Source organism: Pseudomonas sp. D8002 (assembly GCF_013385695.1).
In the GTDB taxonomy this organism is placed as follows: domain Bacteria; phylum Pseudomonadota; class Gammaproteobacteria; order Pseudomonadales; family Pseudomonadaceae; genus Aquipseudomonas.
In genome coordinates, this window is the sequence record NZ_JACAPM010000011.1 from 1 (window position 1) to 22,141 (window position 22,141).

General features: G+C 60.6%; 17 protein-coding genes. 13 read left to right on the forward strand and 4 right to left on the reverse strand.

Going from position 1 to position 22,141, the window contains the following annotated elements; translation table 11 throughout:
• Nucleotides 1-337 precede the first annotated feature (337 nt).
• The 11 genes from HX807_RS05930 (at nucleotide 338) to HX807_RS05980 (ending at nucleotide 14,415) form a co-directional block, all read left to right on the forward strand.
• Nucleotides 338-1,489 (forward strand): LLM class flavin-dependent oxidoreductase, encoded by a 1,152-nt coding sequence (locus HX807_RS05930; protein WP_008430513.1) that lies wholly within the window; start codon nucleotides 338-340, stop codon nucleotides 1,487-1,489.
• A gap of 20 nt (nucleotides 1,490-1,509) precedes the next feature.
• Nucleotides 1,510-2,559, forward strand: a complete 1,050-nt coding sequence (locus tag HX807_RS05935; RefSeq protein WP_177049485.1) for an ABC transporter substrate-binding protein — start codon at nucleotides 1,510-1,512, stop codon at nucleotides 2,557-2,559.
• A gap of 126 nt (nucleotides 2,560-2,685) precedes the next feature.
• Complete coding sequence (locus tag HX807_RS05940; protein ID WP_003212534.1) at nucleotides 2,686-3,744, forward strand: ABC transporter substrate-binding protein; 1,059 nt, start codon at nucleotides 2,686-2,688, stop codon at nucleotides 3,742-3,744.
• A 330-nt stretch (nucleotides 3,745-4,074) separates the two neighbouring features.
• Nucleotides 4,075-6,339, forward strand: coding sequence for a TonB-dependent receptor (locus HX807_RS05945; RefSeq protein ID WP_087693871.1), 2,265 nt, complete (start codon nucleotides 4,075-4,077; stop codon nucleotides 6,337-6,339).
• A gap of 199 nt (nucleotides 6,340-6,538) precedes the next feature.
• Nucleotides 6,539-9,001: a TonB-dependent siderophore receptor gene (locus HX807_RS05950; protein ID WP_003212536.1), complete on the forward strand. Its 2,463-nt coding sequence runs from the start codon at nucleotides 6,539-6,541 to the stop codon at nucleotides 8,999-9,001.
• 259 nt (nucleotides 9,002-9,260) lie between these two features.
• A complete protein-coding gene (locus HX807_RS05955; protein ID WP_008430524.1) occupies nucleotides 9,261-10,022 on the forward strand; it encodes an ABC transporter permease in 762 nt (253 codons plus the stop codon).
• 9 nt (nucleotides 10,023-10,031) lie between these two features.
• Nucleotides 10,032-10,790, forward strand: a complete 759-nt coding sequence (locus HX807_RS05960; protein WP_177027867.1) for an ABC transporter permease — start codon at nucleotides 10,032-10,034, stop codon at nucleotides 10,788-10,790.
• Nucleotides 10,791-10,801: 11 nt separating this feature from the next.
• Nucleotides 10,802-11,590, forward strand: a complete 789-nt coding sequence (locus HX807_RS05965) for an ABC transporter ATP-binding protein (protein WP_023658820.1) — start codon at nucleotides 10,802-10,804, stop codon at nucleotides 11,588-11,590.
• Nucleotides 11,591-11,695: 105 nt separating this feature from the next.
• A complete protein-coding gene (locus HX807_RS05970; protein WP_003212540.1) occupies nucleotides 11,696-12,655 on the forward strand; it encodes a threo-3-hydroxy-L-aspartate ammonia-lyase in 960 nt (319 codons plus the stop codon).
• Nucleotides 12,656-12,777: 122 nt separating this feature from the next.
• Entirely contained in the window at nucleotides 12,778-14,025 is a 1,248-nt protein-coding gene (locus tag HX807_RS05975; protein WP_008430531.1) for a dicarboxylate/amino acid:cation symporter, read from the forward strand.
• Between the two features lie 12 nt (nucleotides 14,026-14,037).
• Nucleotides 14,038-14,415: a RidA family protein gene (locus tag HX807_RS05980; protein ID WP_008430534.1), complete on the forward strand. Its 378-nt coding sequence runs from the start codon at nucleotides 14,038-14,040 to the stop codon at nucleotides 14,413-14,415.
• A gap of 1 nt (nucleotide 14,416) precedes the next feature.
• On the opposite strand, the gene HX807_RS05985 is transcribed toward HX807_RS05980, so the two are convergent.
• Nucleotides 14,417-15,043, reverse strand: a complete 627-nt coding sequence (locus HX807_RS05985; protein WP_003212543.1) for a transcriptional regulator — start codon at nucleotides 15,041-15,043, stop codon at nucleotides 14,417-14,419.
• A 57-nt stretch (nucleotides 15,044-15,100) separates the two neighbouring features.
• Between HX807_RS05985 and HX807_RS05990 the strand changes: the two genes are divergently transcribed.
• Nucleotides 15,101-16,210, forward strand: a complete 1,110-nt coding sequence (locus tag HX807_RS05990; RefSeq protein ID WP_177049486.1) for an alanine racemase — start codon at nucleotides 15,101-15,103, stop codon at nucleotides 16,208-16,210.
• A 104-nt stretch (nucleotides 16,211-16,314) separates the two neighbouring features.
• Here HX807_RS05990 and HX807_RS05995 read toward each other — a convergent pair whose 3' ends face one another.
• The 3 genes from HX807_RS05995 to HX807_RS06005 all read right to left on the reverse strand — a co-directional run bounded on the left by HX807_RS05995 (nucleotide 16,315) and on the right by HX807_RS06005 (nucleotide 20,892).
• Nucleotides 16,315-17,898, reverse strand: a complete 1,584-nt coding sequence (locus tag HX807_RS05995) for a nuclease domain-containing protein (RefSeq protein WP_177049488.1) — start codon at nucleotides 17,896-17,898, stop codon at nucleotides 16,315-16,317.
• A gap of 2 nt (nucleotides 17,899-17,900) precedes the next feature.
• A complete protein-coding gene (locus HX807_RS06000; protein ID WP_177039959.1) occupies nucleotides 17,901-20,159 on the reverse strand; it encodes an McrB family protein in 2,259 nt (752 codons plus the stop codon).
• Between the two features lie 76 nt (nucleotides 20,160-20,235).
• Nucleotides 20,236-20,892 carry a hypothetical protein gene (locus tag HX807_RS06005; RefSeq protein WP_177049490.1) on the reverse strand — a complete coding sequence of 219 codons (657 nt, stop codon included), beginning with the start codon at nucleotides 20,890-20,892 and terminating at the stop codon, nucleotides 20,236-20,238.
• Nucleotides 20,893-21,148: 256 nt separating this feature from the next.
• Here HX807_RS06005 and HX807_RS06010 point away from each other — a divergent pair, with 256 nt between their 5' ends.
• Nucleotides 21,149-22,069, forward strand: a complete 921-nt coding sequence (locus HX807_RS06010; RefSeq protein WP_177049492.1) for a pyridoxal-phosphate dependent enzyme — start codon at nucleotides 21,149-21,151, stop codon at nucleotides 22,067-22,069.
• Nucleotides 22,070-22,141: the final 72 nt, after the last annotated feature.

Below are 22,141 nucleotides of genomic sequence, written 5' to 3' on the forward strand. Positions count from 1 at the left end.
GCTCTGGCTTTTGATCTGGCTTTTAACACTCAGGTCGGCTCTCAGGCCGCCGTGCTAATGCCGGAGTGAGGGAACGCCGAGCCACAGCGAGGCGCCGACAGGCGGGGCAGAGCGCTTTGGTTACTTTGCCGCTTTTGTACGGACCGCAACAACGGATATGTACACAAAGTGCTTCACCTACAGCACCCACTGCTGACCCAGTGTTGCTACAGACGCACCCCCACCCCCAAAAAACCCACAACCCCCTGCCCCCGTTGGCCCAAGCCCCCATGGCATGCCCGTTGCAGTCCCAATCCCCAAAGGTCCCCGCACCCAACACGACTGAACCGGAGCACCCATGACCACTGAATTCTTCTGGCGCCTGCCGCTGGGCACCGACGGCCCCCAACTCACCACCGACAAACACAACCGCGGCAACCCCACCTACCGCCCCGGCAACATAGCACCAGGCCGCCTGCCCAACGGCCAACCCGACGACTTCACCTACATCGACTACATCGCTCAGGTCGCCAAAGCCGCCGAACTCGCCGGCTTCGAAGGCGCCCTGCTGCCCACCGGCCCCGAACCATGGATCGTCGCCGCCGCCCTGGCCCGAGAAACCCGGCGCATCAAATTCCTGATCGCCTTCCAGGCCACCTGGACCCTGCCCGCCTACGCCGCCCAACAAGCTGCGATCCTGCAAAACCTCAGCCGTGGCCGCGTAGAGTGGAACATCATCACCGGCGGCAACCCCGCCAGCCAGCGCGCCAACGGTGACTTCCTCGAACACGACCTGCGCTACAAGCGCACCGGCGAATTCCTCGACATCATCCAGGGCCTCTGGGAGCACGAAAAATTCTCCTACAACGGTGATATCTACCAACTGGAAAACGGCGCTCTGCCCCACGGCCTGCACCACGAACGCAAGCCCGGCGTGTACTTCTCCGGTTTCTCCGACGCCGCCCTCGACGTCGCCGCCAAACACGCCGACGTGTACCTGAACTGGGCCGAACCCATCGACAAGCTCAAGCCACACATCGAGCGCGTACGCGAATTGGCCGACAAACAAGGCCGCACCGTGCGCTTCGGCCTGCGGGTAGACCTGTTCGCCCGGGAGACCGAGGAGCAAGCCTGGAAAGACCTGCGTCGCCAGTTCGACAAGCTCGAAGGCAAGAGCAGCCAGGTCGCCAAGGGCTTTACCAGCGGCTCGGATTCGGTCGGCGGCGCGCGCCAGACCGCGTACCACCAGAACGTCGACCGCTTCGACGACCTGATCATCGGTCCCAACCTGTGGGCCGGTTTCGCCAAAGCCAAACCGGGTCCGACCGTGGGCCTGGTCGGCAGCCACCAGAACATCGCCGAGCGCCTGGTGGAATACCGCGACGCCGGCTTCTCGACCTTCATCCTCGCCGGCAATCCACACCTGGAAGAAGCGTTGCGCATTGGCCAGGAAGTCCTGCCGCTTGTGCACCAACGCCCGGCGATCCAACCTCTGAAAGCCAGCGCCTGAACGCTGTGGGAGAACTCCTGATGACCCAACCTCTCGATACGCTCTGGTACACCCGCTGCCCCGTGCCCACCGGCCTGGGCATTGCAGTGCAAAAAGGCTGGCTGCAAGACACCGTCGGTGCCCTGGGCACCGAGGTGCAGTCGCTGCGCGAGTCCGATGACAAGGCGGTGCGCGAATCGCACTTCGATCACACCCTGCGCAATTCGGTACGCCATGGCGGCAATATCCCGGCGATCTGGGCCCGCGCCCAGGGCCGGGAAACCCGAGTGATCGGCCTGTCGTGGGCAGATGAAGTGCAACTGATCCTGACCCGCCAGGACAGCGGCATCAAAACCGTCAAGGACCTCAAGGGCCGTACTTTCGGCTTGCCGGACTGGGCCGGCGCACAGATCGACTTCACCCGCGCCCAGGCCCTGCGCGGGCTGGAAAACGCGTTGTCACTGGAAGGCCTGAAAGTCGGCGACGTGAAGCTGAAGAACTTCCGCTACGGCGGCACCTTCAGCGATACCCCGGTGCGCAATATCGCCGGTACGCCAGTCACGCAAAAAGTAAGCGAACGCAACCTGGAGCTGATAGGCCTGCTGCGCGGTGAAGTCGATGCGATCTTCCTCAAGGGCGCCCACGCCGCCCAACAGGCTCATGATTTCGGCCTGCACACGGTGATCGACACCGGCTCGCACCCGGACCCGCTGATCCGCAGCAACAACGGCACGCCGCGCACCCTGGCGGTGGACCTGAACCTGCTGGAATACCACTTCGACGTAGCCACCGGCATTCTTGACTCGGTCCTGCGCGCCGAGCAATGGGCCCACACCCACTCGGAGGAAACCCGGCGCTACCTGGCCCAGGAAACCAACAGCAGTGAGTATTGGGTCACCGCCGCCTACGGCAACGACGCCCACTTGCGCCTGCGCACCGAACTGGATGAACAGGCAATTGCCGCGCTGCAGGACTTCACGCATTTCCTGCACCGCTGGCGCTTTATCCCGAAAAGCTTCGACGTGCGTGAATGGATTGATGCACGGCCGCTGGAAGCACTCTTGAACGGCAAAACCGCGCTGGCAGGCTAACCCCTGTAGGAGCCGGCTTGCCGGCGATGACGGCCTTCAATGGGGTATTGACCTTTCGGGCCTCATCGCCGGCAAGCCGGGCTCCTGCAAAGGTTTCCTATTTCATGGATTTGAACGAAGACCCTTATGAGCAAACCACTCGATACTCTCTGGTACACCCACAGCCCGGTTCCCACCGGTCTTGGCATTGCTGTGCAGTCCGGTCGCCTGGCCGAGGCGTTCCTGCCTTTTGGCACCAATATCCAGTCGTTGCGCGAGTCCACGGAACGGGAAGTTCGCGAGGCGCATTACGACCATCACCTGAAAAACTCGGTGCGCCACGGCGGTAATATCCCGGCGATCTGGGCCTACGCCAGTGGCGTGGAAACCCGGGTGTTGGGTTTGTCGTGGAGCGACGAGGTGCAGTTGATCCTGACCACCGCCGAGAGCGGTGTGCGCAGCGTGCGCGACTTGAAAAACCGGCGCTTCGGCCTGCCGAAATGGGCCAACGTGCAGATCGACTTCACCCGTGCCCAGGCCCTGCGCGGCCTGGAAAACGCCCTCAAGCTCGAAGGCCTGGAAGTCTCGGACGTAGAGCTGGTGGACTACCCGTACGGCGGCACCTACAGCGACAACCAGGTGCAATACGTCTACGGCTCCCCGGCGAGCCTGGGGGTGAGCCGCTTCAGCCGCCGCAACAACGAACTGATCGGCCTGCTGCGCGGTGATATCGACGCGATCTTCCTCAAGGGTGCCCACGCCGTGCACCTGGCCAACGAGTTCGGCCTGCATGTAGTGGTGGACACCGGTTCGCACCCGGACCCGCTGATCCGCTCCAACAACGGCACGCCACGCACCCTGACGGTGGACATCAACCTGCTGCAGGAGCACTTCGACGCCAGCGTGAAAATCGTCGACACCGTGCTGCGCACCGAGCAATGGGCCTGGGCCAATCCGGACGAGACCCGGCGCTTCCTGGCACAGGAACTCAACACCAGCGAGTACTGGGTAACCGCGGCCTACGGCGAAGATGCCCATCGTCGGCTGCGTACCACGCTCGATTCGCGCTCCATCGAAGCCTTGCAGGATTTCACCGATTTCCTGCATCGCTGGAACTTCATTCCACGGCGCTTCGATGTGCGCGACTGGATTGATTTCAGCGTGCTGGAAAAGGTCATCGGCTCCACCTCCCGCGTGGCTGTTTGACCTCCCCCACGTAGCAGCTGTCGAGCCCAGGCGAGGCTGCGTTTGCGGTGTGTCAGATACACCGTTTACGCAGCCTCGCCGGGGCTCGACAGCTGCTACGGCAACACCTCCCCTGCTGCTCCAGCAGCACCCTCCAAGCAACTTCTGCTGAATCTTCGACAGGCTTTTCAAGCGGCCTTCGGCTGCGCTTTCAATTGTTCGAAAACGTCCTCTTCTTGAATTTTTTATTCGTTATATATCAATATCTTACAACCATGTATCGTCCCTGAAATCTGCTTGGCACGATCTCTGCTCTAGCCCCTTCAAGGAAACTTTTCCGGGGGAGATTTCATGCACACACTTAATCCAATCACCAAGGGCCTGTGGCTCGCTTTACTGCTGGCAGGCGGCACCGCCAGCGAACATCTGCTGGCCGCCGACGCTGCCGAAAACGACGCCGGCAAAACCGAACCGTCGCTGAAGACCGTGACCGTGACCGCACAACACCGGGAAGAAACCCTGCAAGAGGTTCCGGTCGCGGTGTCGGCGGTACAAGGCACCAGCATCATTGCCGACGGCGTGCGGTCGATGGGCGATATCACCACCTTCATTCCCAACGCCTCGGCGAAAAACCCCGACGGCGACGGGCGCCCGCGCTGGTACATCCGTGGCCTGGGCACCGGCGACACCGGCGCGGCCACTGTGTACCCGGTGGGCATCTACGCCGATGACGTGTACCTGAACGCACCGATTGCCGGTGGCGGTCCGCTCTTTGACCTCGAACGCATCGAGATCCTGCGCGGTCCCCAAGGCACGCTGTATGGCAAGAACACCACGGCCGGCGCGGTGAATATCATCTCGAAGAAACCGACCTTCGACACCGACGGCTATGGCACGATCGGTTTTGGCAGCAAGAACGAACGCATCGTCAACGGCGCCATCGGCGGCACCCTGGTTCCGGAAAAACTCGCGGCGCGGATCTCGCTGTACTCCGAGGAACGCGACGGTTTCCAGAAAAACCTGATCGACGATCACACCTACGGCGACGTCAACAAAAAGGCCGTGCGCCTGCAATTCTTCGCCCAGCTCAACCCGGACCTAGACGCGCTGTGGAAGATCCACAGCCGCGAGTTCAAGGGCGACGGCGCCAACGGTGCGCTGACCCTCGGCCGCTACTACAACGTGGGCTACACCCGCCCCGCCGGGCGCAATATTGCGCTGAACGTGGACGACGACTCCAAGCTCAACCATGACGGTACTTCGCTGACCCTCAACTGGCACCTGGGCGACTACACCCTCACGTCCATCAGCGCCTACGACTACATCCGCGGCCAGTCCAGTGGCGATGCCGACTACACGCCCTACGAGGTCAACGGCACCTCTACCGCCGACAACAAATACACCCAGTACTCCCAGGAAATCCGCCTGGCCTCGCCCCAGCAGGAAACCCTGCGCTGGTTGGCCGGCGCGCACTATTTCCATGAAGACCTGGACAGCAGCGCCGGACGCTTTATCGCCCCGGGCCCGACACCCAATGGCACCGGCTCGAACCAGGTCAACGGCGCGACGGACTTTCGCGACCTCAATTACAACCACACCACCGACAGCTACGCGCTGTTCGGCAACCTGACCTACGACCTCACCGACAACTTCAGCGTGACCGGTGGCCTGCGCTGGACCCAGGAAAAGAAAGACATCGACCTCAACCTCACTCAGTTGACGCGCGCCACCGCCAATGGCCCGCTGATTCCCCTGGGCGGCGTCGGTACCAACGGCAACCGCCAGGAAGACAAGACCTGGGAAGCCTGGACCTATGACCTGACCCCGGAATACCGGATCAACGACAACGTGCGGGTGTTCTTCCGCTATGCCCACGGCTTCCGCTCGGGCGGCTTCAACACCGGGCTGTCCACCAGCCTGTCGCAGCTGACCACGGTGGACCCGGAACAACTCGATGCCTACGAATTCGGCGTGAAGTCCGAGTGGTTCAACCATCGCCTGACGGCCAACGCGAACATCTTCTACTACGACTACTCGGACATTCAGGTCAACCTGCTGACCGTCAACAACGGCGTACTGACCACCGCGCTGACCAACGGCGCCAAGGGCAAGGTCAAGGGCGCCGAGCTGGAACTGGAAGGCCAACCCACCGACTACCTGCACCTGCGGGCGGCGATTTCGTTCCTGGATACCGAATACACCGACTTCAAAAACACCAACCCCAACACCGGTGCGGTCACGGGTGACTACAGCGGCAACAGCTTCGTGCGCTCGCCGCGCAACGTGGTGTCGCTGGGTGGCGACTACACCATCCCGCTGGAAATCGGCGGCAAGCTGGTGGCCGGTGCCGACGTGAGTTTTCGCGACAAGGAATACTTCCTCGCCGACCGCCAGAGCAGCGCCGACAAGGACTTGAGCCAGCCGCACTACACCTTGGCCAACAGCCGCCTGACCTGGTACAGCGCCGACGAAAAACTCAGCGTCACCGGGTTTGTGAACAACCTCACCGACCGCCGCTATCAGGTGCATGGCCGGCCGAACGGCGGGCTGGGGCAGTACGTGATCACTTACGGCGACCCACGCACCGTGGGGCTGAGCGTGACCAGCCGCTTCTAACTTCAGCCGCCGGACACTATTCACCAAACGCCGGAGATCAAATGTGGGAGCTGGCTTGCCTGCGATAGCGGTGGGTCAGCCAACCATTATGTGGCTGTGCCGCCATCATCGCAGGCAAGCCCGCTCCCACAGTTGACCTTCTTTGTTTGAGCCATAGCACCCGGCCGCCCTCGTCAACACGCTTCGAAAGGACCTTTCTATGTTCCAACGTACTCCGTTGGCCGGCGCTATCGCGCTGGTCATGGGCAGCCTTGCCGTGCCTGCTGTAGCCGCCGATGCGCAGCCCACTGCCAAGACCGACAAGCTCGACACCGTGGTGGTACTCGGCACCCGCCGCAGCGACGTCACCGCGCTGCAAAGCGCCGCACCGGTAGATGTGCTGAGCGGCGAGCAATTGCAGCAAACCGGCGCTGCCGACCTGTCCGGCGCACTGACCGCACTGTCGCCGTCCTTCAGCTTCCCGCAGTCGCCCCAGGGTGCATTTGCCGGTTCCATCGCCCAGGGCGCCTCGCTGCGCGGCCTGGCTTCCGACCAGGTGCTGGTATTGGTGGATGGCAAGCGCCGCCACACCAGCGCCAACATCACCCGCCAGAGCCTGGCCAACGGTCGTGGCGCGGCAGCGGTGGACTTGAGCCTGATCCCGTTGAGCGCGATCGACCACGTGGAGATCCTGCGTGACGGCGCCGCCGCTCAATACGGCTCCGATGCGATTGCCGGGGTGATCAACATCGTGCTCAAGCAAAAGGACGACGGCGGCAACGTCGGCTACCGTTTCGGTGGCTACAACAAGGGCGATGGCATGCAGCGCAAGTACAGCGGCTGGAAAGGCTTCGAACTGCCGAATGACGGTTTCCTGACTTTGAGTTTCGATGCCGGCAGCCAGGACCCGGCCAGCGACACCAACCCGGACAACCGAATCTTTTATCGCGGCGACACCAGCGTGAACACGCCGCGCGAGCAGAACAACCGCTATCGCACCTGGAACTGGGGCTCCAACAGTGTCTCCGACCAGTACAACTTCCTGGCCAACGGCGAGATGGGTGTGGGCGAAGGATTGACCGCCTACGGGTTCGCCACCTATTCCCACAAGAACACCGACTCCACCGGTTTTTTTGACCCGCCCACCGCGCTGTACAACAACTACGGCAGCGTTTCCTTGCAGCGTTATCCGGACGGCCGTTTGCCGATCACGCGCTACACCCTGGAAGACTATGCCGCCACCGGTGGCCTGCGGTACGAAAACGAGCAACTGGGCAAGTTCGACCTGGCGCTTAACCACGGCACCAACATCGTCAAGTCCACCGACTACAACGCGATCAACCCCAGTTGGGGCACCAACAGCCCGGCGACGATCTACACCGGCGAGCGCAAGAACGACCAGACCAACGTGACCCTGGATTGGGTGCGGGACTTCCCCACCGACTTGCTGTTCAAGCCGCTGACCGTCTCCGCAGGCCTGGCCTGGCGCCAGGAAAATTACCAGTTGAGCGCAGGCGCGCCGGCCGCCTCGCAGAACGGCCCGCTGTTCAACACCGTTGACCCGGTGACCGGACGCCGGCTCACCGGGTATTACTCGGGTATCACCCCGGTGGATGCCGACTCGCTGCAACGCAAGGTGCTGGGCGCGTATCTGGATGTCGAAGGCCAGGTCACCGAGAAGTTCCAGGCCGGTGTCGCAGTGCGTACCGAGCACTATTCGGACTTTGGCGACACCACCAACGGCAAGCTGTCGCTGCGCTACGACTTCACCCCGCAGATCGCGGCACGGGCCAGCGCCAGCACCGGCTATCGCGCACCGTCCCTGGCGCAGAGCGGCATGTCGTCGTTCAGTGTGCAGGTAGTGGAACAGCCGCCGGGCAGCGGCAACTACGTCGAGGTGCAGCAGCGCACCTTGCGCGCCAACAGCCCGGAAGCCCAGGCCCTGGGCGGCACACAGCTCAAGCCCGAGGAGTCGACCAACTACTCGCTGGGCCTGGTCTGGCAACCGCTGGACAACGCATCGGTGACGGTGGATGCCTACCGCATCAACATCAACAACCGCATTACCCTTTCCGACCAATTGCCGGCCTCGGTGGTCTCGCCGATCTTCGCCGGGACGCCTTACGCCAATATCCAGAGCGCGGCGTTCTACACCAACATCGCCGACACCCGCACCGACGGTATCGAACTGACCGGCAACTACAAACTCGACCTGCAGCAATGGGGCCGGGTGAACTTCAACGCCGGCTATGCGCGTAATCGCACGCAAATCACCGACCTGCGCAACGTCGGCAACATCGCGGGCAACCAGATCATCGGCCGCACCACCCAAGGCCTGATCGAGCACGGCACCCCGGACTACAAGCTGACCCTCAGCGCCAACTGGGCCTATGAAAAGTGGGGAGTCACCGTGGCCCAGCGCCGTTATGGCGAATGGAAAAGCCTCAACGCCGCCAACCCGAACCTCGACCAGACCTTCAGCCCGCAATGGGTCACCGACCTGGACGTGTCCTACAACCTTGGCAAGGGGATCAAGCTTTCAGCCGGTGCGACGAACCTGTTCAACACTCACCCGGACAAGGCTTCCGGCGCGCAGTTGTACGGTGTGCCGATCTACTCGATCACCAGTCCTGAAGGCGCCCAGGGTGCGTTCTACTACACCAGTGTGAGCTACGACTTCTGAGGTAATTGCTGATGGGGTGTTGCTGCAGCAGCACCCCATTGTTGGCCAGGCATCATTCGGGCATTCGGATGTACACCCATCCATTGTGGGAGCTGGCTTGCCTGCGATGACGGTGGATCAGCCAGCTTCAATGTTTACTGGCCACCGTCATCGCAGGCACGCCAGCTCCCACATTTGGCCTTCATTGTTCTCCCCTGTTGTGTTCACTGGCACATGTCTTGCGATAGCCCCCGGGTACTTCGCTGAAATAAGACCCGCCATGCGCCCTTACCGATTGCTCACTGCCCTGACCTGGCTCATCTCGCCGCTGGCCCTGCTCGCCACCTGGACGCTGGTGGCGCACCTCGGGATCTTCCCGCGCAACCTGCTGGTACCGCCGGCCCAGGTCCTGCAAACCTTTGAAGAACTGCTCGCCAGCGGCGAACTCGCTGAACACCTGGGCAACAGCCTGTCCCGGCTCGGTCTGGGCTTTGGCATTGGCTCGCTGTGCGGCCTGGCCTTCGGGGTGCTGATGGCCCTGTCAAAGAACGTCGAGGTGTATTGCGCCCCGCTGTTCCACACCTTGCGCCAGATCCCCAGCATCGCGCTGATCCCGATGTTCGTGCTGCTGTTCGGCATTGATGAAACCTTCAAGATCATCATCGTCGCCAAGACCGCATTTTTCCCGGTGGCCCTGGCCGCCAGCGAAGGCGTCAAGGGCATTCCCCGCAGCTACTTCGAAGTGGCCGACGTGTATCGCCTGCGCTGGCCGACCTTCGTCTGGCGCATCGCCCTGCCCGCTGCCGCGCCGCCGATCATCACCGGTTTTCGTATCAGCCTGACCCGCGCCTGGGTGGTGCTGGTGGCCACCGAACTGCTGGCGGCCGACAGCGGCCTGGGGCAGATGATCGAGATGGCCCGGCAGATGCTGCGCATCGACGTGGTGATGGTGGGTGTGGTGGTCACCGGGCTGATTGGTTTTGCCCTCGACTTTGGCTTTCGTTCACTGGAACAGCGGCTGTTTCGCTGGCAGACCCGCTAGGAGCCCGGCATGACCCTCTTGAAAAAATCCCGCGGCCTGTTGCTGCCGCTGCTGTTGATCCTCGCCTGGGAATACGCCTCGCGCCAGGACGCGGCCGGCGCCTACGCCTTTGTGCCGCTGTCGGCGATCGGCTCGGCGTTGCTGGAAATGCTCGGTAACGGCGAGTTGCTGGTCAACCTGCTGGCCAGCCTGGCCCGCACCAGTGGCGGCCTGGCCCTGGGCATCCTGTTCGGCGTGGTGCTGGGGGTGCTGATGGCGCTGTCGAGTGTGGCCAACCGTTTGATCGGCCCGCTGTTCCATTCGATTCGCCAGGTGCCGATGCTGGGCTGGATCCCGTTGATTGCCATGTGGTTCGGCAACGGCGAGTTCTCCAAGGTGCTGATCGTCAGCCTCGCGGCGTTCTACCCGATGGTGCTCAACACCTACCAGGGCTTCAGCCATGTGGAGCGGCGTTATCGTGAAGTCGGCCAGGTGCTGGTGCTCAGCCCGGTGCAGCAGTTCGTGCACGTGCTGTTGCCGGCGGCGTTGCCGAGCATCGCCACCGGCGTGTTGCATGCCCTCGCCTTCGCCTGGGTTACGGCGATCGGCAGTGAGCTGTTCCTGTCCTCCGGCGCCGGCCTGGGCAACCTGATGATGAATGCCGAGGCTGGCTCGCGCATGGAAGTGATCGTGCTCAGCGTGCTGTGCATCGGCCTGCTGGGCTACCTGATGAACCTGCTGTTTACCCGCCTCAGCCGCCACGTGCTGCGCTGGCGCAATATTCGTTGAAGGCCATGAACATGAACGCAATCGCCCACCACGCCCTCCACACCGCCGTGCAGACCGGCGCCCTGCAGATTCGCGGCCTGAACAAGGCCTATCGGATCGAAGGCAAGCCGCTGCCGGTGTTGCACAACATCAACCTCGACGTGCGGCCAGGGGAGTTTGTTAGCATCGTCGGCGCCAGCGGCTGCGGCAAATCCACCTTGCTGCGCCTGATTGTCGGGCTGGAGGCCGAGTACGAAGGCGATATCCTGCTGGACGGCCAGCGCATCGCCGCCACCAGCCTGGAGCGCGGCATTGTGTTCCAGGATCACCGCCTGTTCCCGTGGATGACCGTCAGCCAGAACATCGCCCTGGCCCTGAAAAACCACAACCTGCCCCAGTCCGAAAAGGATCGGCAAGTGGCCGAACATATCGCTCTGGTCAACCTCACCGGCTTTGAAAACGCCTACCCGCACCAGCTCTCCGGCGGCATGGCGCAACGTGCTGCAATCGCCCGGGCACTGATCAATAAACCCAAGGTACTGTTGCTCGATGAACCACTGGGCGCCCTCGACGCCCTGACCCGTGTGCACCTGCAGCGGGAGCTGCAACGGATCTGGGTGCAACAGCGCTGCACGGTGATCATGGTCACCCATGACATCGAAGAGGCGCTGTACCTGGGTGACCGGGTGATCGTGATGGACGCCCACCCGGGGCGGATCAAGCATGAAATCCGGGTGGACTTGCCACATCCGAGGGAGCGCAGTTCGCCGGTCTTGCAGGGCTACAAGGACCGGTTGCTGGAAGAGCTGGTCGGGCACTGAAGACAGTGGGCATGCCGAGCTTTACATTTTGTATAGTTATGGATATTTTATCCAAACAGCAAATGCAATGCGCTCGTGCACGGTTCATTTTCAGAGGTCCTTTCCATGCAACTGTCTTCGTACCATGACGTGATCAAAGCCGCCGAACGCCTGGAGGGCTTCGCCAACCGCACGCCGGTGTTCACCTCGCGCACCCTCGATGCCGAGACCGGCGCCCAGGTGTTCATCAAATGCGAAAACCTGCAACGCACCGGTTCATTCAAGTTTCGCGGTGCGTTCAATGCGCTTTCCCGGTTTGACGAGGCGCAGCGCAAGGCCGGTGTAGTGGCGTTTTCCTCGGGCAATCACGCCCAAGGCATCGCACTGGCCGCCCGCCTGTTGCAGATGCCGGCCACCATCGTAATGCCCACCGACGCCCCGGCTGCCAAGGTCGCCGCCACCCGGGAATACGGCGCGACCGTGGTGTTCTACGACCGTATCACCGAAGACCGCGAGCAGATCGGCCGCACCCTGGCCGAGCAGCACGGCATGACGTTGATCCCCTCCTACGACCACCCGGACGTGCTGGCCGGCCAGGGCACTGCCGCCAAGGAGTTGCTGGAATTCACCGGCCCACTGGATGCCTTGTTTGTCGGCCTGGGCGGTGGCGGTATGCTCTCCGGTACGGCATTGGCCACCCGTGCCTTGTCACCTGATTGCCTGCTGTACGGGGTCGAGCCCGAAGCCGGGAATGACGGTCAGCGCTCCTTCCAGACCGGCAGCATCGTGCACATCGACACGCCCGCGACCATCGCAGACGGCGCCCAGACCCAGCACCTTGGCAATCACACCTTCCCGATCATCCGCGAGAACGTGAATGACATCCTTACGGTCTCGGACGCCGAGTTAGTGGAGTCGATGAGGTTCTTCATGCAACGCATGAAGATGGTCGTGGAGCCCACCGGTTGCCTCGGCCTTGCGGCCTTGCGCAACCTCAAGCAGCAGTTCCGGGGCCAGCGCGTGGGCATCATCGTGACCGGTGGCAACGTCGATATCGAGAAGTACGCGAGCCTGCTAAAGGGCTAAAACCTCTAACAAGAAAATACTGTGGCGAGCGTGCTTGCCACATGGCTTCCTGCTGCCTGCAATTTCTGCCGCCTATAAAAAATGCCCGGGTGTTCCCTGAGCGTTAACAACAAGAGGTGCTTATGAAAAATCGTTACCTGGCCCGGGCCATTGTGATTGCGATCATCCTTGGCGTGCTGGTGGGGGCCGTGCTGCATGCCCAACTGGACGCCGACACCGCCAAGACCATCGCGGGTTACTTCAGCATGGTCACCGACGTGTTTTTGCGCCTGATCAAGATGGTCATCGCGCCGCTGGTGCTGGCGACGTTGATCAGTGGCGTGGCGAGCATGGCCGACAGCGGTTCCATCGGCCGTGTCGGGTTGAAGGCGATGACCTGGTTTTTGATTGCGTCCGTGGTATCGCTGCTGATCGGTTTGACATTGGCCAATCTGTTTCAGCCAGGCGCGGGGCTCAACCTGAGTGTGGCGGCCAACGGCAACAGCGGTTTGAACACCGCCAGCTTCAACCTGTCGGGTTTTTTGTCCCATGTATTCCCCCGCAGCATCGTCGAGGCCATGGGCAACAATGAGGTGCTGCAAATCGTGGTGTTTTCGTTGTTCTTCGGCGCAGCGCTGGCGTTCGTCAAGGGCAGCGCCAGGTCGCCGATCCTGCACGTGCTGGAAGAACTGACCCAGGTGATGTTCCGCATCACCGAATACGTGATGGTGATCGCGCCGCTGGCGGTGTTTGCCGCAATTGCCGCCACCATCAGCCTGTACGGGCTGGGGATGGTGGGCAGCTTTGGCAAGTTGATCGCGCAATTCTACCTGGGCCTGGCGGTACTGTGGCTGGTGATCAGCGGCGTGGGTTACCTGGCGCTGGGCGCACGTTTCAAACAGCTGTTGCAGTTGCTGCGCAGCCCGGTTTTGCTGGCGTTCTCCACCGCCAGCAGCGAGGCGGCCTACCCCAAGACCATCGCCGCCCTGGACAGCTTCGGCTCGCCCAAGCGCATCAACAGTTTTGTGCTGCCCCTGGGTTACTCGTTCAACCTCGACGGTTCGATGATGTACCAGGCGTTTATCGTGATGTTCATCGCCCAGGCCTATGGCATCGAAATGAGCTTCGGCCATCAGGTAATGATCCTGCTGACCTTGCTCGTCATCAGCAAAGGCACCGCCGGCGTGGCGCGCGGCTCACTGGTGGTGCTCGCGGCGGGCCTGCCGATGGTCGGCCTGCCGGAAGCCGGTTTGCTGCTGATCCTCGCCGTGGACCCGATCCTCGACATGGGCCGTACCGCCACCAACGTGTTCGGCTGCGGCGTGGCCACGGCGGTGATTGGCCACGGTGCCACCGATGAACAACCTGCTCCCCTTCCCTCCCTTGCTTGAGAACTGCCGATCATGAAGATTCACCACACAGCCACTGCCTCCCAGCCTGCCGGGCACTACTCCCAGGCCGTGAGCCATCAGGGCACGCTGTACATCTCCGGTCAATTGCCGGTGAGCCCTGACGGGCGTCATAACCTCGAGGCTTCGTTTGCCGAACAGGCTCAAGTGGCCCTGGACAATCTGTTGGCGATTTTGAAGGCCGCAGGCGGCTCACCCGCAGACCTGGTGAAAGTCACGGTGTACGTGGTGGGGGTAAAACACTGGCCTGAATTTGATGGCTTGTACGCCGCTGCGCTGGGGGATCACCGCCCCGCCCGCGCGGTGGTGCCGGTGCCGGAACTGCACCACGGCTATCTGATTGAAATCGAAGCCGTGGCGCGCTCGGCATAGGTCATTTGGCGTAGGTGTAGACCGCCGCCCGCGAGACCCCAAGGTGTGAGGCAACCGTTTCCATGGCACGCCGGATGTCCATCACGCCGGCTTCTTTCAGCTCTTGCATCAGCAGGCGCCGGTCGGCGGCCTTGAGGGCACGTGGGGTGGTCGCCAGGCGTGCGGCGAACTGGTCGATGCGCGCACGTATGGCGTCGGCACCGGACGGGTCGAGAGACTCGGCGGGCCGGTCGCCGCTGACCGAGCCGAACTGTTCCAGCATGCCCTGCAAGCCACGGAACAACGAGAGGTCGACGTTCATGCACAAGGCCGCCACGTACTTGCCGGTGGAGTCCTTGATGCCGATGGAAGTGCTCTTGACCTGACGCCCGTCGGCGAACTGGTTCTGGTAGTTGGCGATCACCTGCGGGTACTCGGGATCGGCAATCCGCGCCAGGCCCAGCTCGGTGGCCGGGTCACCCGGCTGGCGCCCGGAGAGGTTGTTGTGGATGGCCATGATTGCGTGCTGCGGGTCGCGCAGGTCGTGCAGCACGACCTCGCAAAACGGGCTGAAGGTCTTGCTCAGGCCTTCGGCAATCTGTTCGAGTTGGCTGATCAAGGCCGCTTGTTCGGGAGTGTGTTTTTTCATTCAGACAACATATCCAGTACTGGATAGACCGTCAATTTACCTTTTGGAGTGTGCACGATGGAAACCCCGACAGCTTTGCTGGATGTGACCCGGATGCAGCGCAATATCCTGCGTATGCAGCAGCGTGCCGATGACTTGGGTGTGAGCTTGCGGCCCCATGTGAAGACCCATAAATGTGCCGAGGTGGTGGCGGCGCAAATCGCTGCCGGGGCCACGGGGATTACGGTTTCGACGTTGAAGGAGGCCGAGTATTTTTTCGACCTCGGCATTCGGGACGTTCTGTATGCGGTGGCGATGGCGCCGCATAAATTGCCTCAGGCGTTGGCGTTGCGTCGTCAGGGGTGTGCGCTGACGCTGATCACCGACAGCCTTGCCGGGGCCCGGGCGATTGTCGAGTTTGGTGCGCTGCAGGGTGAGGTTTTTGCGGTGCTGATTGAGATTGACTGTGATGGGCACCGGTCCGGGGTGAAGCCTCAGGATCCGCTGTTGCTGGAGATCGCCAGGCTGCTGTATGGCGGCGGGATGCTTGCCGGGGTGTTGACTCATGCCGGGGAAAGTTACGGGCTGGATACGCCTGAGGCGTTGCGGGCGATTGCCGAGCAGGAACGGGCGCGCTGTGTTGCAGCGGCCGAGGTGATTCGGGGGGCGGGGTTGCCTTGCTTGCAGGTGAGTGTGGGTTCGACGCCCACGGCGCTGTCGGCGGTGAGCCTGGAGGGTGTGACTGAGCTGCGGGCTGGGGTTTATGCGTTTTTTGATTTGGTGATGCATAACGTTGGGGTGTGCCGCATTAATGAGCTGGCGTTGAGTGTGCTGACTACGGTGATCGGGCATCAGGTGGAAAAGGGCTGGATCATTACCGACGCGGGGTGGATGGCGATGAGTCGGGATCGTGGGACGCAGTCGCAGAAGCGGGATTTTGGTTATGGGCAGGTGTGTACCGAGGGTGGCGAGGTGATTGAGGGGTTGCTGGTGGGCAGCGCGAATCAGGAGCATGGGGTGGCTTGGTTCGACGGGGTGGCGGTGGATGTGGTTGAGCGGTTTCCGCTGGGGACGCGGCTGAGGGTTTTGCCTAACCATGCGTGTGCTACGGGGACGCAGTTCGGCAGCTATGGCGCGCTGCTGGAGAATGGTGAGGTGCAGGTTTGGGAGCGGTTGCGGGGGTGGTAGATCCAAGGCCTCAAACGAGAGCGGGAAAAGTCTTCGTTGTCAGAATGTCGGATCAGCGTCAGGACTTGCGCAGATCGAAGAGGTCTTAAACGCTGGTATTGTGGTTACTGGACCTCAGTGTGTGAAGTGATAGCCGGTCCCAACAGGCCATGAAGCAATTCGCCCAGCGTATTGAGGTCCTCCCCAACACCCAGCGCCACGACGCCAACCCCGTATGTATCCCTGTACTGTGTGGTTTCCAATGAAGGTACTCCGCCCTTTTTTGGTACGAGTAACAACGTGCAATCAGGACCCCGGTCTTGCCAGCGCAAACTGTCCCGATAGATATGCGCGGATTGCATTGCATCCAGTACGCCATAGCGGCTGGCTCGATACTTCGCATCCAGCACCAAAAAACGCTTCTGACCATGGGCCTCAAGGGTGATGACAATATCCGGGAAACGCTGCCGCGAAATACTGGCGAAGCCCCGGTTGGGTTTTTTATCGAATGCCGGGCAGCGGACCTGAAGCCATACATTGAGCTCGATATTGGGTGCGATTGCGTTGAAGGCAATGCATTCAGCTTTGTTCGAAACGCAATCCCTTTGCCAGACCATGTGTGAATAGCGCGCTTGCAAGGTTTTGACCACTTGGAGGTAACACCACCGTTCGTAGACTTCCCAGGTAGGACTCATCCAATGCCTTTCTTCGCTCAACTCACCACCCACCCCATTACGCAGAGCGTGCCAGCCCACCCGATAAGCGCTTGCGTACAGTGGGTGCGCCGAAATAGCGTTCAACCCGGCCGATGAAATATGCGCCGTCTTTATTGATGTAAAGGGCTCACTGCGCGCAATTCGTCGCAGGTCATGCTGTAGGCGATTCAGGTACGCCATACGGCGCGCGAGCCTTGGCACCAGTAACGAACGAGCACCGTCCTGTTCCTTCTGCTCACTGAGCCGACTTAACCCCGCGATCACTTGCCCCGCGCGCCGAGCCACAGCGCGCAGAACCGCGCAGAGCGTCTGGTTCGCAGCATTATCAAGGTCGTTGAATACCGTCGAAACGTCAAAGGCAATGGGCCCGGGAGTACCGAAGTTGCTGGATTGCCCGTTCAACACCGGCAACATTGCAGGATTGCGCATAGCCTTGTGCACAGAGTATCGGTCCAGCCGTCTGACCTTGTTCAACCCCTGAATTGTCCGCTCTCGGCGCAGCCTCGTCAGTGGGCTTTTGGTCACCCTACGCATAGCCTTCAAAAATGCGTCGCCATAACAACGCAAGCGCGCGTATTGCAGATGCACATTCGTCACTTCACCTTGCACGCCGATCTGGCTTTTCGTGTATTCGGTACCCATCAACAAACTTGGGTCGAAAGCCTGGATGTCGGCGATCATCCGCTCAAACGAAGCCTGTTCGAGTTTTTCGCCTTGTGGCGCTACAGACAGGCGATAAAGAGCGACAACGTTGCCGCTGACATCTGTGAGCTCAGCAGCGACTTCCCCCGCATAGAAGCCTGGCTCCCACACCCAGGCCATCTGTTGCTCATGCCGGCCGGCCGCCAGAGCGACGTCATCGACAAATAACTGGCCTGCCCCTTCGGGGATCAGAAAGACATAACGACCCTGCTCATGGAACCCTGAACACAGCTGATCCGGGCTGATGCTGAATAAGCGACCTGAGTGGTCAACGCAGACAATCTGCCCCATGCTTAACGCCAGAACCGGGCAGAACCCAGGTACTGGAGGTCTTCCAGCAACTCATGCATCTTGGCCTGCGATTGCGTAAGTTCATTCTGTTTGAGTACTACCTGCACTGCAGCAAACGCCCGTTGGATACGGGGCGAGTCCTCACCGCGCAGTTTGGGTAATACTTTGGAATAGATAGCCTGGTCCAACGCACTTTCAAAGTCGATAACGTTCCAGCGCAACGCCTCGCGGATATAGCCCATTACATCGCTGATCGTGCGCCAGCCGAAATGCAGCCTGACGGGACGAAGTGCTGCGACCAGATCCTTGAGTGCCTGCTGGACTTTGTGGGTCTGCTCGCTGGAAAGCGGACTATTTTTCCAACCAGGAAAGGCGTCCACGTCAATATCCCAGAACTCAATCACGCAGGCACGATCAAGCACCTTGTCGCTGAGTCCATGGGTGGTTTCGTCCATATTGACGGTACCGATGATAAAGAGGTTCGCGGGGTAGTCGAGGCTGGCTGGAATCCCATTAATCTCGACGCCTTGGGCGTGCAACTCGATCCGGTCACCGGTTTCCATTGCCGACAACAGCGGTGCGAGGTACTGCTCGGGGTGCGACAGATTCATTTCGTCCAGGACCACAGTGTAGGCACGGTCTGGATCTGCACTGGCACACAACAGAAAATCAAGGAGCGCCGTCCGCACATAGACTTCATTATTAATCGGGTTAATGTATCCCAACAAGCAAGACGGATCGTGCCAACCCGGTTGTACCGCAACGGTCAGCAAACCCTGCGCGGGATCTTTTTCCCCGTGCCGTAAGCCCAATGCATAACCTCGGGCCAGCAGTGTTTTCCCAGCACCGCTCAACCCCGTCAATACGGCAAGATGACGACGGTGATGGCTCCACAGGCCGGCATCGAGCTGGCCTATGAGTTCAGGGCGCAAGACAATGTTGTCGTCGAAACTCTCAAGAATCTCTCCCAGTTTCGGACGGTTGATATAGCCTTGGTAGTCGGGCGAGGTTTCTTGTGGCACCAGTACCGGGTCCCCTCCGAGCAAACCTGGAACCCAATGAATACGTTCGGCCCAAGTCAATCCACGCTCGGTCAACTGCAAGGTCTTGTCGGAGGCCAACTCAACAAGCTTCAGGCTGCGCAACCAGTTGATCAGTGAGCTCGGAACAAAGTTGCTGGTCCAGCCTGGATTGACCTTTTGTAGTTCCAGCGCCAGGGCCTTTACAGTCAAAGGTTCCTGCATCAATAGATAGAGCATGTTGTCGAAACCGAGAATACGCGTTAACAACCAATCGCAGAAATCATCCGGGTCGCCAGACTCAAGGAAACTTTCGCCTCTTGGCGTCAGGTAAAGGTTGTCTCCGTCAGGCCGCAATACACCCCACTCCGCAATCAACGCATTGATTTGAGTGTTGAGGGTGCCGGTTACATGGCCGGGGTTAATTGAATGCATGTGCTCACGGAAATCTTCGCGCGTGCAGCCTTCACGAGCAAACTCGATCATTGAACGAATGGTTGATGAGCCGCCACCAATAGCCAACATGCCACGGCGCCGACGATCTGCAGGTAATGGGTTGAGGCGCTCCTCTCCGGTAGCCAGGTCTGATACCTCCGTCGCCTCCAACTCCGCCTTTTGGACGTGATTGACGTACAACAACCAAGGCACGGTCATATGCTCAACAAAAAATTGCGTCAGCCCTGGGCCAGGATCGTCAAGAACCCCCTTCAATCGCGCCATTACCCAGCGTTGCTCCGACAGGCCATGCCCCAGGGGACCGTCAAACCCCATCGCGATAGCCAGCTCGTGGAGCTTTCGGAAATTGGTAATAGTCGTGAAGTATTCAGGACAAATAGCCGCGAGCAACCGACATAACTTCAGCAAAGGCCGGCGCTTGACCTTGAGCTCTACCAAGGCAAGTACCTGTGACCAAGTGGAATCAATCAACATCTCCACGGCATCAGGGAGCAACACTCGATAGGTTGACTTTAGCTGCCATAAGACCTCGGCGATTTGCCCATCGGCTGCCACCAATGAAATGTCGACACTGCCCATGCCTGTGGCTGAAATAGCCCGGCTGTCCCAAAGCATTCGCTGAAATGCCTCACTGGTGAACTCATCGTGATCCGACTCGCGCACTTTTTCGAGCAAGACCATCAGTCGATTACGCCACTCCTGATTTCCAGGTTGGGTGCGCGTTTGCTCAAGCGCGCTTTTACAAGCGGCTTTCAGCTGGGTGTCATCTTTCAAATCCAACAACATTGGCTTAGCTCTCCGAAGCCACTAGGTCTTTTTACGGCTGAACGGGCGTGAATCGTTAAAGCACAAAGCGTCCGTCTCAGACTTGCAAACTGAAACCAGCAGGAGGACAAATAAGCGTCACCATTTTGTCGGCCTTTCTACGGTAATCATCACCCGCCCACACGTATGCCTTGATCCAGATTGTCATGCTGTCGTATTGGAAACGGATACAACTCTGATCATCAAGGTACATGTTGGAACGTGCGACCTGTTCCTCACGCTCAAATACAGTAATTACCAAGCCAACGCGGTAGTCCTTGCACGCATCCTGTTGAGCTTTGGCGCTACGCATATCCGCAGTTGAGAACCGGTAAAACTCGTTGCGCTCCAAGTCCAGCTCAGTGCGCACGGCGTCACGTTCCTGACTGTAAGGATGGCTGTGAAAGTCTCCGAGAAAACGCAGTTCCGGAAAGAATGATTCGACGAAGGTATTTTTCAAGGTATAGGCATCGTCGCGGGCAGTAACGGAATCCCCCGTGCGGTGAGCGGCAGTCGATACATTTGCCTGGCTGATACGGTACACGGTCTCGTTCATACTGGTTGAGCTGAGATGGCCCCACAGATAACCAAAGGTCTCCAACTTGATCCCGGTACCGTCCAGATCGGCAGAGTGATCAACGCGGTAAGCCTCCAGCGCAGAAGTGGCAATCGTAAAAAAGGCTTGTTCGGACAGTGATACCAGGCAATTGGACATGGATCTACTCGTGTCAGTCGGTGAGATCGACACAAGGGAGGCGTGAAAAAACTCCCGCTACATGACCATCCTTGTGTCGAGCATTGCGCAATGGCCATAGAAGCCATCCAGGGGCGATAAGGTAACCGATCACCGAGCGAAGACAAAGCCATTTGCCACTATCACACACCGCAAGCAACTTAACCCAACCAGCCTAGCTCAGATACAGCACGTGGCCTGATATATGATGGGTACTCGACCGATCAGGAAATGACCAATGCTGCCGATTCGCACCCCGTTGATCCTGCACCCCGGCTTGTCCACCGCTACCCGGCGGGTCTGGCTGAAGCTCGAGAACCTGCAACCCTGTGGCTCGTTCAAGTTGCGCGGCATGACCACGCTGTGCGCCTACGCGGCGAGCCAGGGCAAGACCACGGTGGTATGCCCCTCCGGCGGCAATGCCGGGCTGGCCACGGCCTTCGCGGCGCGCGGCCTGGGGTTACAGGCGCGGATCGTGGTGCCGACCACCACCCCCGAAGCCACCCGCGCACGCATCCGCCAGGCCGGGGCCGAGGTGGTGGTGCACGGTGATCTGTGGGATCAATCCAATGAGCTGGCGCTGCAACTCTCAAAAGCACCCGAGGCGCTGTATGTGCCGGCCTTTGATCACCCGCTGTTGTGGGAAGGCCACAGCAGCATGATCGATGAGATTCTTGAGGACTGCCCTCAGGTGGGCGCCATCGTGACCTCGGTGGGCGGCGGTGGACTGCTCGCGGGCGTTCTGACGGGCCTGGAGCGTCATGGGCGGTTCGGCTGCAAGGTGATTGCGTGTGAAACGGCGGGCGCGGCTTCGTTTGCTGCTGCCGTAGAGGCTGGAAAGCCCGTGCGGCTGGCGAAGATCGATACCGTGGCCAAGTCGTTGGCCGCGACCCAGGTGGCGGCGTGGCCGGTGCAGCATATCGGCAGGTTTGCCCATCAATGCGTGGTGTTGAGTGATGCCGACGCGATGATGGGCGTGGCGCGGTACGCCGATGATTTACGCCAGTTGGTGGAACCGGCATGTGGGGTTTCGTTGGCCGTGGCGTATCTGGAGCATGGGGCGATTGCCGGGATTGAGGATGTGGTGGTGATTGTGTGTGGTGGGGTAAGCATCAGTGCCGAAACGGTTGCCCAGTGGCAAAACACGGTCTCTCTATGATCGTTCCCACGCTCCGCGTGGGAACGCCGCCCTGGACGCTCCGCGTCTGCTCTTGAAGTCGTGACGCGGAGC